The organism is Paenibacillus sp. FSL H8-0261, assembly GCF_045040645.1.
Lineage (GTDB): Bacteria > Bacillota > Bacilli > Paenibacillales > Paenibacillaceae > Paenibacillus_AQ.
The window spans coordinates 6,589,051-6,607,505 of record NZ_CP150297.1; the positions used below are offsets into that span (position 1 = coordinate 6,589,051).

Annotated in this window: 16 protein-coding genes; 5 read left to right on the plus strand and 11 right to left on the minus strand. The window is 46.2% G+C overall.

Annotated features, from left to right (window positions below):
* Position 1: 1 nt before the first annotated feature.
* Positions 2-784 (minus strand): ABC transporter ATP-binding protein, encoded by a 783-nt coding sequence (locus MHI27_RS29365; RefSeq protein WP_076284892.1) that lies wholly within the window; start codon positions 782-784, stop codon positions 2-4.
* A gap of 284 nt (positions 785-1,068) precedes the next feature.
* Here MHI27_RS29365 and MHI27_RS29370 point away from each other — a divergent pair, with 284 nt between their 5' ends.
* Positions 1,069-2,661: a histidine kinase N-terminal 7TM domain-containing protein gene (locus MHI27_RS29370; RefSeq protein WP_405175238.1), complete on the plus strand. Its 1,593-nt coding sequence runs from the start codon at positions 1,069-1,071 to the stop codon at positions 2,659-2,661.
* A gap of 138 nt (positions 2,662-2,799) precedes the next feature.
* A complete protein-coding gene (locus tag MHI27_RS29375; RefSeq protein WP_405176815.1) occupies positions 2,800-4,272 on the plus strand; it encodes an alpha-amylase in 1,473 nt (490 codons plus the stop codon).
* A 554-nt stretch (positions 4,273-4,826) separates the two neighbouring features.
* On the opposite strand, the gene mprF is transcribed toward MHI27_RS29375, so the two are convergent.
* The 7 genes from mprF to MHI27_RS29410 form a co-directional block, all read right to left on the minus strand.
* On the minus strand, positions 4,827-7,478 hold the full coding sequence (gene mprF, locus MHI27_RS29380) for a bifunctional lysylphosphatidylglycerol flippase/synthetase MprF (protein ID WP_405175239.1): 2,652 nt from the start codon (positions 7,476-7,478) through the stop codon (positions 4,827-4,829).
* Between the two features lie 282 nt (positions 7,479-7,760).
* Positions 7,761-8,111 (minus strand): FlxA-like family protein, encoded by a 351-nt coding sequence (locus MHI27_RS29385; protein ID WP_042192675.1) that lies wholly within the window; start codon positions 8,109-8,111, stop codon positions 7,761-7,763.
* Between the two features lie 111 nt (positions 8,112-8,222).
* Positions 8,223-9,455, minus strand: coding sequence for a multidrug effflux MFS transporter (locus MHI27_RS29390; protein WP_405175240.1), 1,233 nt, complete (start codon positions 9,453-9,455; stop codon positions 8,223-8,225).
* 154 nt (positions 9,456-9,609) lie between these two features.
* Positions 9,610-10,230, minus strand: coding sequence for an alpha/beta hydrolase (locus tag MHI27_RS29395; protein WP_076297966.1), 621 nt, complete (start codon positions 10,228-10,230; stop codon positions 9,610-9,612).
* Positions 10,227-11,177 carry a ring-cleaving dioxygenase gene (locus tag MHI27_RS29400; RefSeq protein WP_405175241.1) on the minus strand — a complete coding sequence of 317 codons (951 nt, stop codon included), beginning with the start codon at positions 11,175-11,177 and terminating at the stop codon, positions 10,227-10,229. Before MHI27_RS29400 ends, MHI27_RS29395 begins: the two co-directional genes overlap by 4 nt.
* A gap of 17 nt (positions 11,178-11,194) precedes the next feature.
* Positions 11,195-11,596 (minus strand): DoxX family protein, encoded by a 402-nt coding sequence (locus tag MHI27_RS29405; protein WP_076297968.1) that lies wholly within the window; start codon positions 11,594-11,596, stop codon positions 11,195-11,197.
* Positions 11,597-11,737: 141 nt separating this feature from the next.
* A complete protein-coding gene (locus MHI27_RS29410; RefSeq protein WP_405176816.1) occupies positions 11,738-12,208 on the minus strand; it encodes a MarR family winged helix-turn-helix transcriptional regulator in 471 nt (156 codons plus the stop codon).
* A gap of 290 nt (positions 12,209-12,498) precedes the next feature.
* On the opposite strand from MHI27_RS29410, the gene MHI27_RS29415 reads away from it, so the two are divergent.
* The 3 genes from MHI27_RS29415 to MHI27_RS29425 all read left to right on the plus strand — a co-directional run bounded on the left by MHI27_RS29415 (position 12,499) and on the right by MHI27_RS29425 (position 15,127).
* A complete protein-coding gene (locus MHI27_RS29415; RefSeq protein ID WP_405175242.1) occupies positions 12,499-13,161 on the plus strand; it encodes a futalosine hydrolase in 663 nt (220 codons plus the stop codon).
* Positions 13,161-14,012, plus strand: a complete 852-nt coding sequence (locus MHI27_RS29420) for a 1,4-dihydroxy-6-naphthoate synthase (RefSeq protein WP_042192692.1) — start codon at positions 13,161-13,163, stop codon at positions 14,010-14,012. Before MHI27_RS29415 ends, MHI27_RS29420 begins: the two co-directional genes overlap by 1 nt.
* A gap of 293 nt (positions 14,013-14,305) precedes the next feature.
* Complete coding sequence (locus MHI27_RS29425; RefSeq protein ID WP_405175243.1) at positions 14,306-15,127, plus strand: class I SAM-dependent methyltransferase; 822 nt, start codon at positions 14,306-14,308, stop codon at positions 15,125-15,127.
* A gap of 69 nt (positions 15,128-15,196) precedes the next feature.
* On the opposite strand, the gene MHI27_RS29430 is transcribed toward MHI27_RS29425, so the two are convergent.
* The 3 genes from MHI27_RS29430 to MHI27_RS29440 form a co-directional block, all read right to left on the minus strand.
* Positions 15,197-16,177 (minus strand): alpha/beta fold hydrolase, encoded by a 981-nt coding sequence (locus MHI27_RS29430; protein ID WP_042192697.1) that lies wholly within the window; start codon positions 16,175-16,177, stop codon positions 15,197-15,199.
* Between the two features lie 223 nt (positions 16,178-16,400).
* Entirely contained in the window at positions 16,401-17,768 is a 1,368-nt protein-coding gene (locus tag MHI27_RS29435; RefSeq protein ID WP_339243909.1) for a HAMP domain-containing sensor histidine kinase, read from the minus strand.
* A complete protein-coding gene (locus tag MHI27_RS29440) occupies positions 17,765-18,439 on the minus strand; it encodes a response regulator transcription factor (protein ID WP_042192701.1) in 675 nt (224 codons plus the stop codon). The genes MHI27_RS29435 and MHI27_RS29440 overlap by 4 nt, the downstream gene beginning before the upstream one ends.
* Positions 18,440-18,455: the final 16 nt, after the last annotated feature.

The following is an 18,455-nucleotide window of genomic DNA, read 5'->3' on the forward strand; positions in this document are numbered from 1 at the left end:
CCTACACCCCTTCAAAGCTGTCGCGAATACTTGCGATCAGTTCGAAAAACTCTGGGCTGTTTCTCATTTCCGCCGTTCGCGGACGTGGCAGAGGAATTTCAACCACAGCGGATAAGCGACCTGGATGCGGGGAAAGAACAAACACCCGGTCAGAGAGGAATATCGACTCAGGAATACTATGTGTTACGAAGACAATCGTGTTCTGCACCTTGCTCCAGACAGATAACAGTTCTTCGTTCAGACGCTCACGTGTAAACTCATCCAGTGCAGAGAACGGTTCATCCATCAGTAGAATTTCCGGCTCCATCGATAGCGCTCTGGCAATCGCTACTCTTTGCTGCATCCCCCCACTAAGCTGCCAAGGGTATTTATCCGCGAAGCTCTGCAAGCCCACTAGATCAAGAAGCTCCAGCGCCCTCTCTTCACGGATCGACTTTTTAACTCCCATCAGTTCCAGTGGCAATGTGATGTTATGCTTCACCTTCCGCCAGTCATACAGCACAGGACTTTGAAAAACAATGCCATATTTCTGCGCCAGCCTTGCCTCTTTAGCACTTTTTCCAGCGACTACAATGTTCCCGCCCGTTGGCGCGATGAGATCGGCCATCAGTCTCAAAAGCGTTGTTTTGCCACATCCTGAAGGTCCGAGCAGTGAGACGAACTCCCCCTTTGCAATATCAAGACTCACCTGATGCAGTGCAAGCACTTCCGCAGCTTCTGCCCTATAGCGCATTTCAACATTTTCCAGCTGAATTTCAGGAATATTTGTCGCGAGTAATGACATCCTCAGCCCCCCCCTTATCAAAATAAGCTATGCAATTAATGTTAATTAATCTGACTCATTAGAGAGTGTGTCGAGTTAAAATCTTCTGTTGTGTAGTATTAACTAACATGTTACACGCTGCTCACTGGACTCTCATTAGACAATTAGTAAAATAGCTCCCACTAAATCACGTCATTTTGTCTAGGGGGACATTTATTCGAGTTTCAAATGAAGTGATTTTTAAATATTTGTAGATTTGTGGTAATATTTATCCATATCTTTCCTCAGTAGGAGACAATAGACCCATGGGATCTGTAATTTCGAATTATATTGTTATTGTGGCTATATCTGGTGTCCTGAGCGTTTTACTAGCCCTTTTCGCCTATTATAAAAAAACGGATTTCTTAGGAATTAGAGCCTTTGTTATAAGCTCCTTCACTTCCGCGATTTATACCTTCGGCTTCGCACTAGAGCTGTCGGGCAAAACACTGGAGGAAATGAGTTTTTGGATTAAAGTAGAGTACCTGGGGATGCCTTTTATAGCGCCCGCCAGCCTTATTATGGTGATGCATTTCGTAGGGCTGGAGAGTCTAATTAAAAAGGGCATGCGAGCAGCGCTGTATATAATACCGTTCATCACAACACTGATGGTGTGGACCAATGATTACCACCACCTCTTCTATAAATCCATTTATTTGCGAGACAATACGCCCTCCCCACTAGTTGATGTAGTGATGGGACCTTGGTATATCGTTCACGGCAGCTTTACTTTTGGCTGTCTACTGGCAGCTATCTGCCTTATGTTATGGCAGTGGAACCGGATGAAACGGGTATACCGGAGACAAATCGTTACCATTCTAATTGGACTAAGCCTTCCAACGTTAGGCTCTTTTTTATATTTAATGGGCCTGACTCCCTACGGGATGGATCCCGTTCCCATCATTATGAGTATCACTTCCACCCTATATATATGGGCTATCCTATCAAGAGGTATGCTAACAGCTGCGCCTATCGCCCGTGAGAATCTGTTCGAAAGCATGCGAGATGGGGTGCTTGTCACCGATCGTTCGGACATGCTCGTCGATTACAATCGCGCAGCCGCGGATATGATAGAAGGACTTAATTCCTCGGCGATTGGTAAACCGCTGGCTCAACTGTTTCTTAATGCCGGCAAAGATGCCTTGTCCTATGTTATGGATTCAGAGCCACTGCTACGCGAAGAACGGGAAGTTGCATGGATCAAAGGAGACGAGATTTGTTACTACCAAATTCGATCCTCTCCCGTACAGAAACAAGGGGGATACATAGCAGGACAAATGATCATGCTGATTGACGTAACTGAACGAATACTGCTTCAAGATAAGCTCCGTCAATTGGCTACGATGGACAGTCTGACGGGGATTTATAACCGTACCTACTTTTTGGAGCTGAGCCGAGGGCTTCTTGTTCAGGCCGCGAGCAATCGGAGTTCACTATCAATTATTTTGCTGGATGTAGATTTCTTCAAAAGCATTAATGATCGATTCGGACATCAATATGGAGATCAAGCCCTTCAGCACATTGTCGAGGTATGCAACAAACATATCCGGGAGGGTGACATCTTCGGACGTTATGGCGGTGAGGAATTTGTGATCTGTTTGCCAGATACGTCGCTGAAGCAAGCCGCACAACTCTGTGAAACTATCCGCGCAGATATTGAACAAAGTGTCTTGTATACGCTCATCGGGTCCATTAACGTGACTGCCAGCTTCGGAGTAGTAGAAGCCCTAAGTCCTAAAGCCACTCTAGAAGAGCTACTGTCAGAGGCTGACCATGCTCTGTACAGTTCCAAACGAAACGGACGCAATGCTGTCCACCTCTCCCAGAGGTCAGAAATTACACTTTTCAAGCCTATATAAATCGCATCTTTGTCCCTCCCAGCGCATTCATCAGCCGGCCTTATTTTTCATAGTCTGTTTTTACGTTTAATAAGAGTTATCTGAAAATCTAATCAGAGTGTAGAAAAAATTCGCTTTATGAATATGGAGGCGCAAGAAATAATGAGGAACCATACAATGATGCAATTTTTTGAATGGCATGTCGCTGCGGATGGGAAACACTGGGATCGCCTGAAAGAAACAGCTTCCGCACTAAAAGCCGTAGGCATTGATTCTGTTTGGGTACCTCCTGTGACAAAGGCCGTCTCCGCCGACGATACAGGCTATGGCGTGTATGATCTATACGATCTGGGCGAATATGACCAAAAAGGTACGGTACGCACCAAATATGGCACCAAACAAGCACTAATTGAAGCCATTTCGGAATGTCAAAAAAACGGCATTGCCGTATACGTTGATTTGGTCATGAATCACAAGGCAGGAGCGGATGAAAAGGAAGTCTTCCAGGTGATCGAGGTCGACCCTAATGACCGGATGAAAGAAATCTCCAAGCCTTTCGAGATTGAGGGCTGGACTAAATTCACCTTCCCCGGCCGCGGTGATGAACACTCTTCCTTTAAATGGAATCACAATCATTTTAACGGCACTGACTTCGACGCCAAGTCGGGGCGAACAGGTGTATTCCGTATCGCAGGCGAGAATAAAACATGGAACCAGAATGTTGATGACGAGTTCGGCAACTACGATTATCTAATGTTCGCAAATATTGATTACAGTCATCCAGAAGTCAAAAAAGAAATGATTCAATGGGGAAAATGGCTGGTGGACACGCTCCACTGCAGCGGCTTTCGCTTAGATGCCATCAAGCATATCAACCATGAGTTTGTGAAACAATTCGCGGTAGAAATGTTGAATAAATGTGAGAAGGATTTCTATATCGTGGGCGAGTTCTGGAATTCGGATTTAGAATCCTGCCGACAATTTCTAAATACCGTCGATTATAAGATCGACCTCTTCGATGTCTCCCTTCACTACAAGCTGCATTCAGCTTCCTTGGGGGGTAGAAACTTTGATTTAACCAAAATCCTCGACGACACACTGGTGCAGACCCATCCTACCAATGCTGTAACGTTCGTTGACAATCATGATTCTCAACCCCATGAAGCTCTGGAATCTTGGGTAGATGATTGGTTTAAGCAAAGTGCTTATGCACTTATCCTACTGCGACGCGACGGATATCCTGTGGTCTTTTATGGAGATTATTATGGGATCGAGGGACCTACACCTGTCGCAGGCAAAAAAGAGGCGATTGACCCGCTGCTATTTACCCGCTATCACAAAGCCTATGGTGAGCAGAAGGATTATTTCGATCATCCCAACACGATTGGCTGGACACGACTCGGCGTGAAAGACATCGAACGCTCCGGCTGTGCGGTTGTGATTAGTAACGGTGAGAACGGTCAGAAAAGAATGTTCGTAGGGGAACAACGCGCGGGTGAAGCATGGGTAGATTTCACTCATAATTACAAGGCGACTATAACGATTGAAAAAGATGGCTGGGCGACCTTCCCGGTCAACGGTGGCAGCGTATCTGTCTGGGCTCTGCCTGATGAAAAAGCCGACGAAAAATAAAGGTTGTGTTACTCAAAATAGATGAGGCTGCTCTCGAAAGTAGTGAATGCTGCTTACGGGGCAGCTTCATCTATTTTATGGAATAGTCCAAGTAAAGATCTCACTTTACCATTAAACCTTTTCAGATTGGGTAATGATGGCAGACGATGATGAGGATATGCAGCGGGGATGTGCGGTGGGCGTTTTTGCGGTGGGCAGAGTGGGTTTAACACTAATTAGGGAAAAGCTCCCTAAAAATATTCGATATTCGCTTACAATCAACGAAATTAGGGAATTCCTCCCTAAAAATCAGGGTAATGCCTTGATTTCCCACCAAATCAGATGAATTTTAGGGATATTTTCCCTAATTATAAATCTAATGACCAGTAATCTTAGAATTTCAGGGAGAAATTCCCTAATTGTTGTATTGATGTTTCACTCAAACCATCATTTGAAACTTCAATTAACCTTCAACGCAAAAAAAGGGTCGTACCCAAGTAGCTAAAACTACTTTGAGACGGCACCCTCTTCTTTGGTTAGGCCAATGTACATAGAGACTCCACGCACGTCTCACTCTATTCCTCCGCCCTTGGATGGCGGGATACTAACCTCACCAGATCAAGTGTTAAGATCGGCAATGCTATAGAAGCCGGATAAGCCAAGTAACGCGGTTCCCACTCCGGGCTGAATTTTTCTTTATAGCGGCGAAGTCCGACAAAGCCGTACCAATGCCCCCCTCTTTTAAATACGAGATGGGCCAGCTTCTCCTCTTTCAAGGCCCCAGCATTCTCACCCACACTGGACAGCGGGGCATTACCTAGATTGAATCGATGATATCCCTTAGATTTCGCCCATTCTAGCAAACGAACAAATAAATAATCCATCGTTCCGTTCGGCACATTCTTTCGATGGCGCATCAAATCAATCGATAAGGTCATACCCTGATCATACCCATTTGCAATAGAAGCAAATGCCAGTATCGTCCCTTGGGCATTCCTCAGGAGCACGATTGGAGCCAGCTGTAGATAGGACTCGTTAAACCAACCCAGCGAATACCCTTTTTCGGTGCGCCCATTCAACCATTCGTTCGAAACGGATCGCAGCTCTCGTAGCAAATCTTCAGCGTGCGGTGCTTCTACAACTTCGAAGTCATAGCCTTCCCGTTCAAAACGGTTGCATACGCTTCGCAAATCACTGTTCTTTTTGCCACTGAGCGTAAAGGTATCGAACGTTACTAATGCCTCTTCCCCCAGCTTAAAAAAGCGATATCCCTGCTCATGATAGATCGATAAGAAATCAGGTGTGGCCTGATAAAAAACTACGACCAGACCGTACTTATCTGCAGCTTGTCTAAATTCACTGATTGCCTCATTCATGAGACTTCTCTCTCCCAATGGATCACCAAGGACTACAAGCTTATCCCTAACCCTAGCGAAAGCGAGCAACACCTTGCCTTCTTGCGCCCAGAAGAAGCTTTTATCACCCAAAAACAGCATATGAGTTAGGGCATTGCCTTGAACTTCACCTAGGAAGTTTTTCAGCCTTGCCATATCAAAATTTCCGAATAACTCCTCCGGTTTACGATGGGGTCTAAGGGTGATCAGCAAAGTAAGAATGATCCAAGAGAAAGCTAGTCCCCCTACGGCTGTAAAAGCAACATGACTATGCCGCTGTAGCCACTCTGGCTCTACACCGGGCGGGAGATGCTTTAGAAATCCACGATGGACATGGCTGCCCAATAGATAATAGCTTAGGGCAATTACTGAAGTAAGCGCAAGCCACCAAATCGTACTCTGTCTGCTTACGGGAGCACTGATCCGGTAGAACCGAGATCTGGAGATCCACAGAATGAGTGCAACTAGGAGCAGAAACAGCGCCTCTTCATAATCAAAGCCTTTAGCCACCGCAAACACAGACCCGGAAAATAATAAAATGCTGGTCCAGATGTACGCGCTACGAACCCGTAATGTAATGCCTCTCGACAACAAAATGAGCATAAAGCCAATAAGTACAGATAAATGATGTGAGAGCTGCATGATCGAGAATGACAATATTTCCTCTGTAATCTTCAGTCTGTACAACAATCCTGGCGTAGCTGTTGATAGTAAGAGAATAAGCCCGCTAGCTAGTACAAGCTTGCCTAGAGCCCACACACCAAGATCGCTCAGAAAGGTATACTGACCCGGCCAACCCCAAATCCTCTGCCAAATGTTAAGAGCGGGTTCGAACCCTGGAGCTGAACGATCTTGACCCTTTTTTCCCTGCAGACCAAATTCCAGTGCCGCCAGCACCAATCCAATCAGCCATGGAATGAGATAATAGAACAATCTAAAAATAACAAGCACTGCCATGGCCTGATCACTTTTAAATCCAAGCTGCGTAAGACCCAGCAATGCAATAAGGTCAAAAGCACCGATACCACCAGGCGCCATACTCAAGATGCCTGCGATAGCAGCAATCGTAAAGATGCCGAATATAACTGGAAAATGCACCTCGTGCAAGAGATGACTACTGATTGTCCAAAACGTTACGCCAGCAAAACTCCATTCCAGAAAGGAGGCACCTACAGAGGCAACTACTGTAAGCCAGGGTGTTCTACCTTGTCCCCGGTTAATCCACTTTGCATAAAGAGCAGAGCGCTGTACAAACACAAAAAACGGCAAATAAAGCGCCATCCCCCATACCGCAAATACTAACCAATGATGCTCTTCCAGCAACGCCGTTGCCGGGAGTAAACCAAAAATATTTGCCCAAGAAAGTAAAGATAACCCGGTAATCATGAGTGGTGATAAAAATACGATTGCCGGCGTTAGGACGGAAGTTGACACTCCGCTTTTTTTGTACATCAACGTCCTTAAACCCACTCCAGCCAGACCTGCAAAACCAATTAAATTATTAAATGTATTAGCTATCCAAGCATAACGGAAGGTGTCCCACAGCCCTACTTTTAAACGAAAATGTGCTCGTATCAAATAATCATAAGCACTCATTACAGCTACTGCGAGAAGTGCAAATCCGATCATTTGCAAAACGGCAGATGTAGGCACTCTTCTTAGCTCACGCATAATAAGTCCTAAATGAACCTGCTTCAGCTCATGTTGCCCCTCCCAATACACCAGCGCTATGATAGCTACTGGAAAGAGAGCTCTCACCGCCCGAATCCGATAGATGGTTAAGAACAGCCTTACAATTTTGAATCTTTCTAATGTTTGTTGTTTTGATTGCATTAGGCCACCTACCCTTACCGCCGACACACGTTGTGCTAGACAATTTTTACAACCATTTCATTATAACAATTATTGGAATAAAAAACCCATGATAATCAACACCTACTACATTAGACTGCCAGCACAACCCTAATCCCTGCAATAGTTAAAAAATGTTAGTGAAATTCTATTTACCTAAAGTACATTGAGACTGTAGTTTACACATAAAATTGCACAACAAAAAGGACATCCCTCACGGCAAAGGATGTCCTCTCTGTTATGTAGCACGGGTTTAACTAGCGTTTATACTCGAATATCAAATCTGCCTTTACTATCCGTTGTTGCGGTAGCTATCTCTTGCGGACTTGCTGCAGCAAGCGTATTATTCGCAGGTTTGGCAGGTGCCTCTACAACACTGCTAGCGGAGGAAGCACTGCTCTGAGACTTCTGCGAGATTTGTGCCTCGATAGTCTTAATCTGTTGCTCAATTTGCTTCGTTTTCGTTTCCTTGGTCTTGTCATCGTCTGAGCTGGCATTAATCTTGTCCAGTTCTGCTTCCAGTTTCGCTTTTTGTTTCTCAAGCGTACTGGTATCTGTAGTGCTAGATGTCGAGGTAGTATACGATGTGGAACCTGAGACTGCTGATATACTCATGGTTATCCCTCCCTTCCTTACCTCCAATATAATCCTTTTGCAAGTAAGGAACGTTAAGACCCGCTGAAAGTTTGCTGAAAGTACTACTTGCCAGGTTACAATGATAGACTGCTAGGAGCTTGCTTTTCCTCGTCTAACCAGCAGCACATAAGATAGAATCGAGAGAATTCCCGTACATGCCATCACAATCGCCATCGGAAGTGCAGACTCAACGCCCCCAAGACCCACAAGTGGCGCTACACAGCTACCCAGCAATAGGGGGATTAATCCGATTAATGCCGAGGCACTGCCTGCAGTTTCACCTTGATCCTGCATCGCCAGTGAGAAGCTGGTCGCTCCGACAATACCTACACTGGAGACAACCGCAAATAGACAGATCAGAATAGGGATCAGTCCTCCTCCTACTAGAACCGTTAGCAGTAGCAAGATGCCCCCCATCGTACAGAGCAATAGTCCACTAAGTAGCAGCTTAGTCTCACTTACCTTTCCAGCAAGTCTACCGGCTATTTGGCCAGTAATAATAATCCCGATCCCATTCACTGCAAAGATCAGACTATATACTTGCGGGGTAACCGCAAAAATATTTTGCAATACAAAAGAAGAACCTGAGATATACGCGAACATAGATGCCGTAACGAAACCTTGAGACAAGGCATAACCCATAAACTTACGGTTGCCCAGCAATACCCGGAAGGTAAGCAATGTACCCTTCAGTCCACTCTTAGAGCGTCGCTCCTTCGGCAGCGTCTCCGGCAAGCGCAATAAAATAGTTAAACAAAAAATAATTCCGGCAGCAAATAATACGAGGAATATCCCTTGCCATGTAGTCACTCTTAACAGCTGGCCCCCAATAACTGGTGCTAATATCGGTCCGAGACCATTCACAATCATCAATAGTGAGAAGAACTTCGTGAGTTCAGAGCCACTATATAAATCACGAACAGCCGCTCTAGAGACAACCACCCCCACTGAGCCAGCAAGGCCTTGAATAAACCGCAAAACGATCAGTAGTCCAATCGAAGGACTAAAGGCACATAGCACTGAGGAAACGGCGTAGATGAACATACCTATAAGCAGCGGACGACGGCGACCATATACATCACTCAGCGGTCCAGCGACCAACTGACCTGAAGCAAGCCCCAGCAAAAAGAAGGTCAGACTAAGCTGCACTAAAGCAGCGGTCGTACCGAAATCCGAGACAAGCGTAGGCAGTGCCGGCAAATACATATCAATCGACAACGGGCCGATCGTTGTAATGGAGCCGAGAATCACAGCCAACTGTAATCTCTGCTTCCGTGAGGGTCCATCTGCGGCAAGCTTATTACCATTTTGAATTCCAATCATGATCCTTACTTCAACCTTTCTAAAGCAACCCTTGGGCCTTTTTTTGTATTCTTCATACTAACGTAAAGGAAGTAAATTGATCAATCCTTTTATGAAGGGCTACGAGCGCTTGTGTAACAAAAATAACCGCCATTCGGCGGTTATTCTGATTATTTTATGCATTTGTAGATGTGCTGCGCATTTGCAACCAATCTCTAGCGGCTTCAGCCTCAGCAACACTCAGGCGATGACCTTGGTTGCCCCAGTGTGTTGTAACCTCTGCGCCTGCCTTCTGAAAAATAATCTCCAAATCCTCAGTCTCCGAAGAAGCGATAAGCGGATCATTTGTGCCTGCACCGATGAAGATAGATACTCCTTCCAGTGAAGGAAGCGTAATATTCCGAAGCGGTACCATCGGATGCAGTAGAATTGCAGCGCGGAAAACATCCTTATAATGGAACAGCAGGCTACCTGCAATGTTCGCACCGTTAGAGTAACCCACGGCTACCAGATTGTTGGCATTGAAACCATATTGCGCTGCGGCTTCATCCAGAAACTGCTTGATCTCGTGAGTACGGAAGATTAGATCTGCTTCATCGAATACCCCTTCGGCTAACCGTCGGAAGAACCGCGGCATACCATTCTCCAGCACATTCCCTCTGATGCCTAGCACCGATGAATCAGGAGATAACAACCCGGCAAGCGGCAGCAAGTCCTGCTCATTGCCTCCAGTCCCGTGAAATAATACAAGCGTGGGTTTCGTTACATCTTTACCTTTATGGAATACATGAATCATCCCTGCTTCACCTCAATTTCTCTTATTTGAAAAGGACTTAAATTTTCTTCGATAGCCGCACGATGCGGTTCATACCAAGATGGCAGCATCAGCTTCTCACCCAGGGCATCCACTGCTTCATCACGGGCAAAGCCCGGAGGATCCGTAGCAATCTCGAAGAGGATTCCACCTCTTTCGCGGAAATAGATCGCATTAAAGTATTGGCGGTCTTGAACCGGTGTTGGATGATGTCCATGACTCTGTACATGACGCCCCCATTCCAGCTGCTCAGCGTCATCTTGTGCACGCCATGCGATATGGTGAACGGTGCCTGTACCTCCTGCTCCTTGCGGAACCGGTGTTGTCTTCAGATCAATAATATTACCCAAATCGCCAGTAGTTCTATAACGACTATATCCGTCTCCATCAGCGATATGCTTCATTCCCATCGTATGGACAAGCGTTTCTGCAGTTTGCAGCGGATTGTTGCTGTAGAGCACAGCACCACCGAACCCTTTGATAGCATGCTCGGTTGGAACCCCTCCGAAAGACCATTTACTAAGAGGTCCTTCCTCACGTTCCACCAGTTCAATGCGCAATCCGTCATAATCAGCAAAGGATAGATAAGATTCCGAGATTCTATTCTTAAGAGTAACCGGAATTTGATATGCAGCAAGACGCTGTTCCCAGAATGACAGAGAGCCCACTGGTACTGCGTAAGTCGTTACGCCAACTTGCCCACTGCCGATTCTGCCTTTACGACCAATAGGTGAAGGGAAAAAGGTAATAATCGTTCCCGGAGCACCTACTTCATTCCCAAAATATAAATGATAAACTTCCGGAGCGTCAAAATTAATCGTCTTCTTCACAAGCCGTAGTCCTAGAATACCGGCGTAGAAGTCAACGTTGCGCTGAGCATCTCCAACAAAAGCGGTAATATGATGAATTCCTGCAGTTTGAAGTGTCATAATAATAAACCTCCTTCTTAATTAAAAATCAATGCATCCAGAGAAATCGAACCCGGCCCCGTAAGTGCTATACCTGCCGCAACCACCAATACCGTAAGCGGAAACTCGATACCGTTCGAAGTAGACCAGAAGCCATTCGGCGCATGCACCTTAACGATAGCCCCCAACATTGTGGCTACAATCAACACCGCTGCAACAGGCGTCAGCAGTCCTGCCGCGAACATGAATCCACCTATCAGCTCCAATAGTCCTGCCAATACCGCCATCGTAACGCCCGGTTTAATACCGATGGACTCCATCCAGCCACCAGTGCCCTTCGGGCCATACCCACCAAACCATCCAAATAGCTTTTGTGCACCATGTCCTATGAACGCAATCCCGATCACTAATCTCATCAATAATATTCCTAGACTTATCATTTCTAACCCACTCCAATTTCCTTTGATTTAATTATCTTAACATTAAGATATATGATAAAAATTTTTGTCTTCCAGAGGCAAGAAGCAGCGAACTGCTTCCCACCTTATAGAAGCGCCCTTCATAACGATGTTTCAGCGCTCCTATACACCTTTGCCTAGCTTCTTCAGTAATTCAATCGCCTGACCCTTCTCATCCTGATCCAGTCCACGCATCAAATCATGAATCGAAGCCACATGACGCGGGAAAATCTTATCGAACAGCTCACGCCCTGCATCCGTAATCTCCGCATAGGTCACGCGTCTGTCCTCACTACACGGCACACGTTTCAGCAGACCTTTCTTCTCCAGCTTGTCGATATTATAGGTGATGCTTCCACTCGTAACGAGAATCTTCTCCCCGATCTGTTGTAGTGGAATACGGGTCCGGTGATACAGCACCTCAAGCACCATGAACTCGGCAGATGCCAGCCCATAACTCTTCATATCCTTCACAGCTTGATCCATCAAGCTCCTGTAAGCCTTAGATAATACAACAAATAACTTTAAAGAAGACGCCTGATCCATCTCCGTAGTATTCTCTGTATTACGAACATTCTCTTCGGTATTACTCATCATTCCCACCTCCAGTTTGACAGCGATGTTGTTCAATATAAAGTAAATGTCTTTACATTAAATATCTTTAAGTTAAGATAACTATACTTCCTCACACTACCTTTGTCAACCTCGCCACTCCAAAAAGATAACATAAGGTGCTTAACGAGCTGTTAATGTTCTTTCTACGACTTTTTAGGAGCGTGATGAAAATCACTCTAAGTTTGACCTGACCCTTAAAACGGCGTATTCTTGTCTTTACGAATGACTATTTAGTAAGCGATTTCACTTCTCTCAAAGGAGGCAACCTGATGGTGGAGGAACAAGCTGGTGCGCGGCGCGTGCTGATCGTAACAGCTGTAGCCGCAGAGCGAGACGCGGTCCTGCGCGGCCTACAAGGCAGCGACAGGTTTCATGTGATTGCTGCCGGCGCAGGTACGGCAGCAGCGGCGGCGGGAACCGCCGCGGCACTCGCAGCCGGATCTTACGGCTGCGTAATCAGCGCCGGGATCGGCGGCGGATTCCCGGGGGTGGCACCTTTAGGCTCGCTGGTCGTTGCCAGCGGGATGATTGCCGCCGACCTCGGGGCCGAGACGCCGGAGGGCTTTCGCAGCGCTGCCGAGCTCGGCTTCGGCAGCGTGTCCGTGCCGGCTGATCGCGGCACGGTACAGGCTGTTTCGGCCGCGCTGGCAGCGGCCGGACTGACCGTAAGCACGGGGACCGTGCTTACGGTCTCGACGGCGACCGGCACCGCGGAGACGGCCGCCGCCCTCATCGCGCGGCATCCTGGTGCCGTCGCGGAAGCGATGGAAGGCCACGGAGTTGCCGTGGCCGCTGAGGCGCTGGGGCTCCCGGTACTGGAGCTCCGCGCCATTTCGAACCCGGTCGGTCCCCGCGACCGGGCCGCCTGGAAGATCGGCGATGCAATGGAAGCATTAACGGCGGCAGCCGCTATACTATTGGAGGTGCTGTAATGACAACTGAGCTTAATATCGCTTTTTCCCCTTGCCCTAACGATACCTTTGTATTCCATGCCTGGGCACACGGGCTTGTCCCGAATGCACCACAACTTAATGTAACCTATGCCGACATTGATATTACCAACACGCTTGCTGCTAATGGAGAGGGACCTGAAGTCCTTAAAATCTCCTATGCCGCTCTACCTTGGGTTCTTGAGCGCTACAAATTGCTGCCATGCGGCGGTGCACTGGGTCGTGGCTGCGGGCCGTTGCTTCTTACAGCAAGTGGCCCAACCGCGATTAAACGTCCCGAGAAGCTAGCCGGACGCCGAATTGCCGTACCTAGCGAACGTTCTACCGCTTATCTGCTCTTCAGATTATGGGCAGCACAGCATATAACGGGAGGGATTGGCGAAATCGTCGTCATGCCTTTCGATGAGATCATGCCTGCCGTACGCGATGGACATATCGACGCTGGACTGGTAATTCACGAAGCCCGTTTTACTTACGCATCTTATGGTCTTAATATGCTGACTGACCTGGGCAGCTGGTGGGAAAGCGATACCGGACTGCCGATTCCACTCGGCGCGATCATTGCTCGCCGCGATCTGGATGCCGATGCCATCACTGGCTGGATTCGCAGCTCTCTACAATATGCGTGGGATCATCCTACCGATTCTAGAGACTATGTGCTTAGCCACGCTCAAGAGCTGGCTCCAGAAGTGGCTAAATCACACATTGATCTCTATGTGAACGACTTCTCAATGAATCTAGGTGATGACGGCTACGCTGCGATCACCTCCTTACTAAATCGTGCTGCAGCAGAAGGACTTGTACCTGCCATCGATCCTGCATTACTTCGGTAGCATTGGCTAAACGTTCTTAGCGCACTTTAAAACTAGACATAACCCACAATTCCCGGTACACCATAAGGTGTTCTCCGGGGATTTTTGTTTAAAATATAAGAAAGTATAAGTTTCACACCATACTTTATGTCTTATATTTCTCGCTTAAACACTTACCGTCCTTATAAGGACGCCGAAGGCATTTATGCTTGTTCTGAGTAACATTTCCCGCGATTGCTTCGATCCATTATTTGGCATGGCGAAGCGATGGCTATACAATAGATCTATAAATAGGTTCTATGAAGGAGGATCACATGATACCTGAAAACAATAGCAAACAAAACATCGATCGATTTCTCGGCTTTCAAGAGGACTATGACCGCTACCGTCCTGAAGCTCCTGCCATGATCATTAAGCTGCTGACCGACTACTTAGGCAGCACACCTTCAGTCGTCGCAGATATAGGCTGCGGCACGGGCTTGTCTACTTTTCTGTGGAAGAATGTCGCGGACAACGTAATTGGCATTGAACCGAATCCAGATATGCTGGGAAAAGCAATCGATAAATTAAGCCGGATAGAAGATCCTCAATCCATCACTTTTGTACAAGGTTATTCTAACCAGCTTCCACTTGCAGCGGACAGCGTAGACATAGTGACCTGCTCACAGTCATTCCACTGGATGGATCCTGAAAGCACACTTCGAGAAATCTCCCGGGTCTTGAGAACAGGTGGTGTCTTCGCTGCCTACGATTGCGACTGGCCTCTCCCCCTTCAACAGAAGGTAGAAGAGCGTTACAACCAACTGATCTCCAAATCCGAGGAACTGCTCGCCTCACTCTTACCTGATGCTGAGAGAGCACATAAATGGGACAAAGAAGGGCATTTGTCACGGATTCAGGCTAGTGGAGCTTTCTCTTTTGCAAGAGAGATCGTATTTCATAATCTTGAGTCCTGCGATGCACAGCGCTATGTTGGACTCGCTCTAAGCCAAGGGGGTATAAGAACCGTTCTGAAGCAAGACGCTACCCTACTCAATCAGGACATTGCAGATTTCAGCGCTGCAGTTGAAGACCATTTTCAAGGACGCACCTTAGAGGTACTGATCAGCTACCGAATGAGAATTGGCATCAAATAATTTCCGCCCTTAAGCGCAAAGAACGCCCCGATTTTCCTTATAGGAGGAAAGTCGGAGCGTTTTCTTATTTTATTTGACTTCTTCCATGAACAAATTTAGGTTCTCAACGATTTCCTTAGATCTGGAATGGTGTAAATAATGTCCGCCTTCGAATGTCATCACTTTTCCATGCACAGATTCCTTAACTTGCCCTTCATGCAGAGGAATCCAATCTTTCACGGTTGTATTATTCGCTTGTATAAAGAATATAATGGGAAGGTTCTTGTCGAATTTCAACCCTCTGGCTGCGACAAAGTTAGGATATATATGTTCCATTTCATTTAAGGTAGTGGAATTATTCATATTTTTGAGCGATATCAATTTCATTTGTTTTTTGGTCTCATCATCAAATGGCAGTCCATCATAAGGGTCACCGCTTAATTGCAATCCCAATCTAATGATACCTGAATCTTTGAGCAGCTTTAATTTTTTTATCGGGAATTTAACATCCATACCGCCTTGCTCAGGAACACTACTATCAACCCCTACAAATGCACTCACTTCGTTTGGATATTTCTTCGCATATTCCAATCCGTAAATACCTCCAATGGAGTGACCCATTAGAATATATTGGTCAATGTTTAGATTCTGTACGGCTTCATGAACCTCACTTATGATATTCGCTGTAGTTCGTTCCTTATCGGTCTCATCACTTAATCCATACCCAAACGGCTCAACCGCGACCACTTTGTAAAATGGTGATAACTCATCAATCAACGGCTTAAAATCAAGTGCTGGCGCTCCAGTTCCAAAGCCCGGGATAAGTACAATAGTCTGCTTCCCTTGTCCTTGGATCAAAACATTCATACTTTTTCCGTCAACAGGAACTAACTGACCGTATTGATGTATTTTTTTCTGATCAGATTTGTTGCTAATCACATTAACTGTATAAACAACAGCTAGAAAAAGCACGATCAAAATCACTATTGCTCCTAATATTTTAAGCAACAAGTTACGTACTTTATGCTTTTTCTTTTCATTCCCCGTTTTTATTACCTCTGTTTGTGTCACCCTCATCTTCTCCTGTCCTAATCTATTTATTATGTCGCCTTAACGTTTCGCTAATGAGATCTTAACCAACGATGATGTACTCCTCATGACCACAATATGAACTAAATATGAATAGGCAAAAAAAAATACTACGGCAGCGCAAGCAAGAAATCTTACCTGTGCTACCGTAGTATGAACAATGAGGCGCGCGTTCAACCCCTCGCAAAATATCCTTGAACGATAATTATTCTGTCGGCACTATAATTGGTAAGGTGACGATGAAGGTCGTTCCTTGGCTAGGTTCGCTTTCCACTCGGATATCCCCTTTATGAAGCGATACGATCTGTTTAACAATGGCTAGTCCCATCCCGCTACCGCCATACTTGCGACTGTGAGAACGATCAGCTTTAAAGAAGCGTTCAAATATACGTTCTTGGTCCTCGGGGGAAATACCAATGCCAGTGTCGGATATTCGGACGATTACATTGTCCAAATCTTGTTTGATGCTGACGTTAATCACACTGTCATCCTTGGAGAACTTGATGCTATTTCCAAGGAGATTCGTCCACACCTGACTTAACAGATCATGGTCTGCCCATACGATTACTGATTTCAAATCAAGTTCAAAACTAATGTTGCGTGCCGACCATTGGGGCTGTATCGCCACGATTACACGTCTGATCTGTTCGTCAAGACTGAACGTGATAAGCCGCAGTTGTTGGGATTGCGATTCAAGCAAGCTCAGCTTTAACAAACTATCGCTCATCTTGGACATCCGCTCCGCTTCAGCAATAATAATGTCGAGATAACGATTCCGTTCATCCTCTGTGAGGGCTACTTTCTTGAGCGCAATAGCATAACCAGATATCGAGGTAAGCGGAGACTGAACCTCATGCGACACATTCGTTACGAACTCCCTACGCATTTGCTCAAGGTGCTGCAGATCGTGCATCATTTCCTCGAAGCTATTAGCCAAGGTACCTAGCTCACCCATCTGCTTAATATTCAATTCGACATTAAAATCCCCAGTTGCTATACGCCTAGTTGCCTTTGTAAGCCTTTTGATCGGTCTCACTAAGAACATAGAAGCGACCAGTATCAATACGCTTCCCGTTATTAACGAATACGCCAAAAAATTAAATAGCAGATTCCTCGTAGAAGACAAAGTAGGAGGCACAATCGGCTCCACAAACATCGCCTTCGTTCCCATTTCAGTTTTCAAAGGTAGTCCTAAGAGGTTGGAAGAACCTATACTCGGTTTAACTTGAACAGCTTCACCAGCCAATACTTTCTTCAGTTGCTCCCTAGTCACGGTAACAGGGCTCTCTCCATTAAGCACTCCGTAAGACTCAAACTGACCGTTCTCATCGTAAATTCGAATATGGTAGGAATCAAGCTGCTTCATTCCACTTATAAGAACATCCGCTTCACGTGATGGTAAGGTTTCGTATATCCGGGCGATGTCCTGACCAAAGCGAAGTAAGGGAATTCGCAGGTTTTCGTTTAATTTATCTTGAAATACCCAGGTTGTCACAAATAGAGAAATCAGTGTGCCTCCGATCACGGAGACTAGAAAGGTCAGAACAACACGTGTATATAACGATTTGATCATTCATATACCTCAAGCCGGTAGCCAAGTCCACGGACCGTCTCAATGCGAAAATCAGGTGTAGACGCGAACCGTTCGCGCAGACGTTTGATATGCACATCTATCGTTCGATCGTCTCCAGCGTAATCAATCCCCCAAATCTGATCGATTAACTGCTCGCGCGTATAGACTTGTCCGGGTGTTCCAGCGAGCTTATACAGCAATTCGAACTCCTTGAGTGGCAACGTGAATGACTCTGTTCCTCTCATCACCTTATAGGTTTGCCGATCAAGGACGACGTTGCCGAACTGGATCGTCTGAGTGGAACCAATCTTGTATCGCTTCAATAAGGATCTAACACGAACCGTCAACTCCAGCGGATCGAATGGCTTCGTCAAATAATCGTCTGTCCCCAGTTCGAAGCCCTTCACCTTCTCCCAGGTTTCACCTCTCGCAGTTAGCATAAGTAAGGGAAGATCCGGATTGGCTTTTCGGAGCTCTTTACATAACGTCCACCCATCCATAATCGGCATCATGATATCGAGTACAACAAGATCAACCTGCTTTGAGGCGTAAACGGCTAACGCTTCTTTGCCGTCTGCAGCTTCGGCTGTATCAAATCCGTCGTTACGTAGAAATAAACAGACGAGTTCGCGAATGTTCGCGTCGTCGTCAGCAACTAGTATAGTAGGCATTCGTACCCTCTTTTCC

Coding starts and splice junctions, on each gene's coding strand:
- MHI27_RS29365 (WP_076284892.1), bottom strand. CDS start 784: ATGTCATTACTCGCGACAAATATTCCTGAAATTCAGCTGGAAAATGTT.
- MHI27_RS29370 (WP_405175238.1), top strand. CDS start 1,069: ATGGGATCTGTAATTTCGAATTATATTGTTATTGTGGCTATATCTGGT.
- mprF (WP_405175239.1), bottom strand. CDS start 7,478: ATGCAATCAAAACAACAAACATTAGAAAGATTCAAAATTGTAAGGCTG.
- MHI27_RS29385 (WP_042192675.1), bottom strand. CDS start 8,111: ATGAGTATATCAGCAGTCTCAGGTTCCACATCGTATACTACCTCGACA.
- MHI27_RS29390 (WP_405175240.1), bottom strand. CDS start 9,455: ATGATTGGAATTCAAAATGGTAATAAGCTTGCCGCAGATGGACCCTCA.
- MHI27_RS29395 (WP_076297966.1), bottom strand. CDS start 10,230: ATGATTCATGTATTCCATAAAGGTAAAGATGTAACGAAACCCACGCTT.
- MHI27_RS29400 (WP_405175241.1), bottom strand. CDS start 11,177: ATGACACTTCAAACTGCAGGAATTCATCATATTACCGCTTTTGTTGGA.
- MHI27_RS29405 (WP_076297968.1), bottom strand. CDS start 11,596: ATGATAAGTCTAGGAATATTATTGATGAGATTAGTGATCGGGATTGCG.
- MHI27_RS29410 (WP_405176816.1), bottom strand. CDS start 12,208: ATGAGTAATACCGAAGAGAATGTTCGTAATACAGAGAATACTACGGAG.
- MHI27_RS29415 (WP_405175242.1), top strand. CDS start 12,499: ATGGTGGAGGAACAAGCTGGTGCGCGGCGCGTGCTGATCGTAACAGCT.
- MHI27_RS29420 (WP_042192692.1), top strand. CDS start 13,161: ATGACAACTGAGCTTAATATCGCTTTTTCCCCTTGCCCTAACGATACC.
- MHI27_RS29425 (WP_405175243.1), top strand. CDS start 14,306: ATGATACCTGAAAACAATAGCAAACAAAACATCGATCGATTTCTCGGC.
- MHI27_RS29435 (WP_339243909.1), bottom strand. CDS start 17,768: ATGATCAAATCGTTATATACACGTGTTGTTCTGACCTTTCTAGTCTCC.
- MHI27_RS29440 (WP_042192701.1), bottom strand. CDS start 18,439: ATGCCTACTATACTAGTTGCTGACGACGACGCGAACATTCGCGAACTC.